The following is a 6,842-nucleotide window of genomic DNA, read 5'->3' on the forward strand; positions in this document are numbered from 1 at the left end:
ATAGCGCTGCATCACTTTGTTAGATCAATCCACGGTGCGCGCCTCCAAGGGCGCGAGGGATTGCTCGCGCCCTTGGGTCGCACCGCTATGTTTATATTTAAAATTAAAATGCTATATAGCATTTCCAAACCAAATCTTTGATTGCTCATAACATCAAAAAATACTTGTATTTCTTTCCTACTGATCCGAAGTTATCTTTATCCATCAATCCTAATTTCACATCTCCTTTAAAAACGCTGTATATAATATCGATTCAGATTGACTGGGTTGTAAACAAGCCCACCTACTTCATGCTTGATACTTTATCCTTGATACTTCATGCTTGATACTTCATCTTTTATCCTTTTATATAAGGCCCAGAAGATACTTTGTGCTCTCTTACCAAAGTAAGACTAACCCATTGCCCTTTATCGTTAAAAGAGCGAATCAGCCGCTGACGTTGGTTAGGTTGCCACAGCCAACCTACTTCTAGGAAGAAAGAATGACCTGGCTTAACCATTATTGGACAAGTAGACGATGCCCCATCGGGCAATAATAAGACTTGAGTAGAAACAGCACCCTCGTCAAAATACAGAATTGAGCCATCAATCTTAGCGCTAGAGGTGATGGTACCTAATGATTCTCCTGTGCCAAATGTGAGTTGTTGTACTAAGCGGTTACTTTCATGATGCTGAAGTTTAAGGTGAGTAGGATAGATGTTAGGCGTACGCAAATCAGAATAAAGCGTTACCGCCTCTCCACGCCACTCTCCGAGCAACTGTTCCAAGGTTAATGGTGGACGTTCTGGTGTATCCGTACCCGCCAGTTTTTCTCGAATTAAGGTCAACTGTTTCAGCTGACTCTCCCTGTTATACAGTTGCACCATCCGCAGACGACGGTTACCCTCAATCAAGCCAAATTCTGCCCCAAATTCGGAATAAGGAGCCCACTGTAGTGCGCCTTGGGAAAACGCACCAGTGTCAAAGAACATAAGATAGCGATCTACATGGGTGTATTCCAGAACTCGGTTGAATATAGCTTGTTCAGGTGGCAGATAGCGAAGAGTCAAACGAATTTTTTGGTTATCGTCGAGTCCTTCTATGGTGAGCACAGAGGGAATATCTTTTAACTGTTGCCCTTTTGGTGAGAATGTGGTAAAGGAACCATGCCAACTCCCTTGATTTTGCAAAAAACATTCCCATTGCGATCGCATAAGTAGTCCTTAGTTATTAGCTGTGAGTCATTAGTCATTGGTCATCAGTCCTCTGTTACTCTAACCACTTGCCATGACACTAACCACTGACAAAATACCAGAATTAGACCAAATTTTGGTAACCTCATTTCCCGATAGCGATGCTTTCGAGACTAACAGCTAGGCAGCTACCGAGCAAACCCACTGAACCCCCCAGAATCAACAACAGTAAGGGTAGCACAATAATTTTAAGTGGATCCGGTGGTACCACTGTAGCGATAAATTCGATAAAATCAGGTCCAGTCGCTAGCAGATTAGTCAGAAATTGCCGCAGACCGATCAACAAAACCCAGGCTAGGACTGCCCCAGCTACACCAAAAGTAATTCCTTGCAACATGAACGGCAGATAAATCCAGGATCTGGTTGCCCCAACTAGCTGCATAATCTCAATTTCCCGGCGTCTTGCGATCACAATCAGGCGCATTGTGGTGGTGACAACTGCCACTGCGGTCAGACTGAGAATGGTAGTAATGATCAGACTCACCCAGCCTAAACCATGATGAAGCTGTCGCATTTGTTTGAGAGTCTGATCCATATACTGCACCTGATCTATTCCTGGCAACTGTGACAACTGCTGGGCAAGAATTAGCACATCCTTTGGTTTGCTTACCTTTACCTTCAGTTCATCCACTAGGGGATTCCCTTCCAACTGTTCCGTAGCAGCTGCAATCTCCGAAATTCCCAGTTCCTCAACCAAGGATGCCCAAGCTTTTTCTTTGGAAATGGTTTGAACCGCCATCACCTTGGGCAGTTTCTGAACTGCTGGTAAGACCATTTCTGCCTCAGCCCCTGGTTCGAGATAAACAGCTACTTCTAGTTGATTCCCCAACTGATTGAGTAGCCCACCTAACTGCCAGGAGGCTTGCCAGCTTATACCAAAGAGAAACAATAGGACAGTCACCGTGCTAACCGCCGCCCAGTTGATCCAGCCGCCACGTTGTAGACCTAAGAAAGTTTCCCGCAGCAGGTAATCCAGTTGAGTGAGAAATTTAAACATCAGTCCCTGACTTGGTGTTACTTTTGGGTTCTAATCGATAGAGCTGCTAGTTTCCAGCGTAAAAGAATTGTGGGATACCAAGAAATCACTTGAAACGTACGATTTTGACATAATACCCACCTATGGGCGACCAGGGAGAGTTAATCAAATCATTGCAACGCGCTCCCCATCCCCTCTCTTGGTGTGCGTTCCCTTGAGGAGGTTCAGGCAGCGCCTTGTCGCACCGCAGCGCGAAGGCTCTTGGGGCGTGGGGCATGATAAACTAAGAAAGCGAGGCAAGACTATAATAATAGACCAACTTAGGCACTCTGTCTTAGGCACTCTGTTGAAGAATGTGTATGTTGAGTGTTCTAATCCCTTAGCAGCTCTAGTCTAACCCTAACCATAGCCTGACTCACAAGTCGATAACCCCATGACTGCTGAACTTATCGTTGAAAAGAAAAAATTAGAGAATCCACCATTAACAATTCATTATCTAGGCGATCGCGTCCTGCGTCAGCCTGCCAAGCGGGTTGCTAAAGTAGACCAGAACATCCGGAAATTAGCTGAGCAAATGCTGCAAACCATGTACAGTGCAGATGGTATCGGTTTGGCAGCCCCTCAGGTCGGGATTAATAAGCAAATAATTGTGGTTGACTGTGAACCTAATAACCAAGATAACCCACCGCTGGTGTTAATTAACCCAGAAATCAAGAGTTTTGGTAGCACCCCGTGTGATGGCCAGGAAGGTTGTTTGAGCATCCCCGGTGTATATTTAGATGTCACCCGTCCAGACGACATTGAAGTAGCCTACAAGGATGAGAACGGACGCCCTAGAACCTTAAAGGCGAATGGATTACTATCTCGCGTCATTCAGCATGAGATAGACCATCTTAAAGGAGTGATGTTTGTTGATCGGGTGCAAAATGGTCTAGCCTTGACTGAAGAACTGAATAAGCACGGATTCTCACCCCAAGCGGTGAAACCAATTAAATAACTATACCAATCTGATTTTATTTGTGCAACCTCTGGTGAGGTCGTCATAGGGTGATGGAAAAGACTATAACAACCTGTTCTTGTTCAATTTTCAATTACGATTGCTATAGTCACAGTTGCTATAGTCACAGTAATATTTATACTCCCTTAACTTTCTACAATTTCCTGAACTGTGACTGCTCTTATAAACTTGATATGAAGTCCGGTTAATCACTTATAATAGGGTTTATCGGATCGGTATAAATTTAAAATTGGCAATTGTCAATCTTCAATGCTTAATTAACTAACACCCAAGCATGAGAAATACTAAAACGCACTAAATATGACCTATTACTTAGAGGTTAGGTCTAATTGATTGGCCCACAGCTAATTTCAATCTTATGATTTCTGATAATAATCTTTAACAAAAAAGCTTATGATGACTCCAAAAAGTGCTCTATTTTTGATGATTGCCTGTGTGGCTGGGATTGCGGCTGTGGGTTCAATTTTTGAACTTTCCTATGGTGACCCCGAGTTAGGTAAGTTGGTGACTGGAATTATCCTCGCTGCTAGTATTCCTATTGGTGGTCTCTCTTTCTACCTAGCGGTGCTTGATGCTAGGGCGAATATCAAGGGCTAATGATATTTTCAAAAATAGTAGTGAAATTCGTTTGGTGGTGCAATTCCTTTGCTAGAAACCATCGGAAACCGTGGGTGATTAGGATCCAAGGATATACAAAAATGATTGGACAACTGATGACTATCCTGGTGATGTTAATGCAGCCAAAGTAATCCAAAGCCTCTGCTAAGGCGACCGTTGGGCATTTGGGAAGTATGCGAGCGATGCAGCGCGGTCTTGGGGAAAGAAAACCCCCACTCGCGCTTTGCATGGCTGACAGGGTGGATGTTTCCTATATCTGTGTTGATCGAGAGATCTGCAAAGGAAAGAAACGTTCTTGAAACTAGAATCCCCTGCCGGATTAGCATGGGGAGTGTGAATAACCAATAACGACCAAAGTAGCAATGACTGGTCAAGTTTACAGTGGATTTCTGCGCCAGCTTTCCACTAGTGATAACAAAGAGATACTCGCCCTACTACCCCTTTCTGAATTAGAGGATAACGTCATTGGACGTGACCCTAGCTGTAAAATTTCCTTAGATCCCTATCGCTACGTCAGCGTATCGCGCCGTCATGCGGTAATTAGCCCTCTGACCCCTCTAAAAAATGGCTGTCCCCGCTGGGAAATTTGTGACCTTGATAGTGTGAATGGCACCTATGTCAATGGCGAATATTTGCAGGGTTGTCAGCAATTGCACTCAGGGGATCGGATTGAGTTGGGTCACGATGGTCCAAAATTCATCTTTGAGTGCGAGGTAACGACATTCCTTAATTTACCATCCATCCCATCCCAAACTATTGCCATAGAAAAACCCCTAAAACCGATTAGCAAGATACCAAAGCCTCAGACTGATTATGTCACCTTTACCCAACTGTTTCCCATCTTCTCAACAGGACGGGATTTAAATCAGAAAGCTTTTTTGGCTCCTGGTATCGTGACTGTACTCTTTGTCGTATCAATGTTTGCTGCAGTTGGTCAACCAGTAGTTTTTAATCTGTTGCTAGCTGCCTACTTGGCAGGATTAGCCTATTACTTTGTTTACCAACTTTGTGGCAAACCTAAACCTTGGTGGGTGCTGGTGGGTAGCACTCTATCCACCAGCTTAATCTTGATCAGTCCGCTGCTGCCCCTATTTATCAATATTTTTCGAGGAATTTTACCTGGCGATATACCACAACTAGGTGAAGTTGTCAACTTGACTACTTTATTCATCCGGATGTTTTTTGGTGCTGGGTTAATGGAAGAGTTGCTCAAGGCTATACCTGTGCTGGGATTATATGCTTTGGGACAGTTGCTGCGTACCCCTTGGCGAGAAAGAATTGGTGTCTGGGAACCCCTCGATGGAATTTTATTGGGGACAGCATCAGGGGTGGGATTTACCTTGGTAGAAACCTTAGGGCAATATGTGCCGAATATTATAGACGATGTGATACTGCCAACTACTGAATTGGACGGTCACCTGTTAGGATTGCAGTTGCTGATTCCTCGGGTTCTTGGCTCAGTGGCAGGACACATGGCTTATAGTGGATACTTCGGGTATTTTATTGGGTTAAGCGTCCTCAAACCCCGTAAGCGTTGGCAGATCATAGGCATTGGCTATCTGAATGCTTCTGCTCTGCATGCCTTGTGGAATGCCATGGGATATGTTAATAGTATACTCTTGGCAATAGTTGGGGTTGTGTCCTATGTCTTTTTAACAGCAGCAATTCTCAAAGCAAGGGCACTGTCACCAACGCGATCGCAAAACTTCGCCACCCAATTTTTTAAAAATTAGGGATAATTATGAAAGTTTAAGGTTTAAAGGAGTTTAGAAGTTTAGCCTATCACGTTAACTAAAAACTTTAACCACAACTAGGATTTACACTTCATAATTCATAATTGCTAATTCATAATTAGCAGCTGTTGGAAGAACAATGAATTCCATGAACATCAAACTCACAATTTTCACCAGTGCGGCTTTACTAACTACGACCAGCCTCAGCACCATTGCTAAAGCTGAAAATCTAGCTCATACTCAACAGTTACTCTCAACCAAACAGTGTCAAGGGTGTGATTTAACTAGGGTAGGTTTGATTATGGCTGACTTAGTGGGTGCTAATCTCGCTGGGGCTGACTTGAGTCGTGCTAATCTCAGCCGTGCTAATTTGACAGGAGCTGACCTGAGTGGTGCCAATCTCAGTGGTGCTTCTCTCAATGGTGCTAATCTTGCTGGTGCTAATCTTGCTGGTGCTAACTTATTCAGTACTGACCTGAGGGAAGCGTTTTTAGTTAATGCCCAATTGTATGGTGTGAGCTTGAGTAATGCTTATATACAAGGAACCATCGGTATTCCAGATTATGCAGGTACCCCAGAAGATTTCTATGCGTGGGGAGTAGTAGAAGCCAAAAGAGGTAACTATAAAACTGCCATTGAGTATTACGACAAAACCTTGAGCATGAAGCCTGACTTTGCTCCAGCTTTTTTGGCTCGTGGTATGGCTCGTTTCCGACTAGGAGAGGAAGCAGCAGCGACCCAAGATGGCACTATTGCTAGTGAACTGTTTAAAGAACAAGGAAATATTCCTGGATACCAGGCGTCACAGAGTTTGGTTAAAGGGATAGAAATTGCCCAAAATTCTGCAACCTCTCAAGGAGGTTCTAATTTAGGCAATGCCTTGGCATCGGTTGGGAGCATACTCTTGAGATTTCTTTCTCCGTTTTAAGTGGCTTTTAAGTGGCTAAATTTTAATAAGTTGCTAAATTTTAGGTGTGGGCTGATGGCCAAGCACAACTATCCCTATTTCCTAGAACTATCGCTATTTCCTAAAATCTAAAACCTCCTCAGGTCAAGATTACCTAAGGAGGTTTTAGTCTAAATTAATTATCCTGGCACTGAGCTATTTTAGCAGGCAGCTACCCACCAACTATCTTCGACGCAGCTACGTTTCACCTCCGAGTTCGGGATGGGGTCGGTGTGGTTCCGTAGCGCTATAAGCACCAGGAAGGTAGAATGGGCATCTAAGGTGGAATGGGCATCTTGCCCGTTTTGCCCGTTCTGCTT

The 6,842-nt window shown here is 44.0% G+C and carries 6 protein-coding genes and 1 rRNA gene; 4 read left to right on the forward strand and 3 right to left on the reverse strand.

The genetic code is table 11. The features are described from left to right. Window positions 1-337 precede the first annotated feature (337 nt). Both F6J94_RS09285 and F6J94_RS09290 read right to left on the reverse strand, forming a co-directional pair. Window positions 338-1,192 carry a DUF3598 family protein gene (locus tag F6J94_RS09285; protein WP_293039326.1) on the reverse strand — a complete coding sequence of 285 codons (855 nt, stop codon included), beginning with the start codon at window positions 1,190-1,192 and terminating at the stop codon, window positions 338-340. Between the two features lie 124 nt (window positions 1,193-1,316). Continuing rightward, entirely contained in the window at window positions 1,317-2,228 is a 912-nt protein-coding gene (locus tag F6J94_RS09290; protein ID WP_293039329.1) for an ABC transporter permease, read from the reverse strand. A 412-nt stretch (window positions 2,229-2,640) separates the two neighbouring features. Here F6J94_RS09290 and def point away from each other — a divergent pair, with 412 nt between their 5' ends. The 4 genes from def (at window position 2,641) to F6J94_RS09310 (ending at window position 6,504) form a co-directional block, all read left to right on the forward strand. Next, window positions 2,641-3,204 carry a peptide deformylase gene (def, locus tag F6J94_RS09295; RefSeq protein ID WP_293039333.1) on the forward strand — a complete coding sequence of 188 codons (564 nt, stop codon included), beginning with the start codon at window positions 2,641-2,643 and terminating at the stop codon, window positions 3,202-3,204. Window positions 3,205-3,618: 414 nt separating this feature from the next. Next, window positions 3,619-3,822, forward strand: a complete 204-nt coding sequence (locus tag F6J94_RS09300) for a hypothetical protein (protein WP_198953978.1) — start codon at window positions 3,619-3,621, stop codon at window positions 3,820-3,822. Window positions 3,823-4,205: 383 nt separating this feature from the next. After that, window positions 4,206-5,576 carry a PrsW family glutamic-type intramembrane protease gene (locus tag F6J94_RS09305; RefSeq protein ID WP_293039336.1) on the forward strand — a complete coding sequence of 457 codons (1,371 nt, stop codon included), beginning with the start codon at window positions 4,206-4,208 and terminating at the stop codon, window positions 5,574-5,576. A 148-nt stretch (window positions 5,577-5,724) separates the two neighbouring features. After that, window positions 5,725-6,504: a pentapeptide repeat-containing protein gene (locus F6J94_RS09310; RefSeq protein ID WP_293039339.1), complete on the forward strand. Its 780-nt coding sequence runs from the start codon at window positions 5,725-5,727 to the stop codon at window positions 6,502-6,504. Between the two features lie 161 nt (window positions 6,505-6,665). On the opposite strand, the gene rrf is transcribed toward F6J94_RS09310, so the two are convergent. Further along, window positions 6,666-6,783 (reverse strand): 5S ribosomal RNA (gene rrf / locus F6J94_RS09315). Window positions 6,784-6,842 lie beyond the last annotated feature (59 nt).

Origin of the sequence: Moorena sp. SIO1F2 (genome assembly GCF_010672755.1) — a bacterium.
In the GTDB taxonomy this organism is placed as follows: domain Bacteria; phylum Cyanobacteriota; class Cyanobacteriia; order Cyanobacteriales; family Coleofasciculaceae; genus Moorena.

Coding starts and splice junctions, on each gene's coding strand:
- F6J94_RS09285 (WP_293039326.1), bottom strand. CDS start 1,192: ATGCGATCGCAATGGGAATGTTTTTTGCAAAATCAAGGGAGTTGGCAT.
- F6J94_RS09290 (WP_293039329.1), bottom strand. CDS start 2,228: ATGTTTAAATTTCTCACTCAACTGGATTACCTGCTGCGGGAAACTTTC.
- def (WP_293039333.1), top strand. CDS start 2,641: ATGACTGCTGAACTTATCGTTGAAAAGAAAAAATTAGAGAATCCACCA.
- F6J94_RS09300 (WP_198953978.1), top strand. CDS start 3,619: ATGATGACTCCAAAAAGTGCTCTATTTTTGATGATTGCCTGTGTGGCT.
- F6J94_RS09305 (WP_293039336.1), top strand. CDS start 4,206: ATGACTGGTCAAGTTTACAGTGGATTTCTGCGCCAGCTTTCCACTAGT.
- F6J94_RS09310 (WP_293039339.1), top strand. CDS start 5,725: ATGAACATCAAACTCACAATTTTCACCAGTGCGGCTTTACTAACTACG.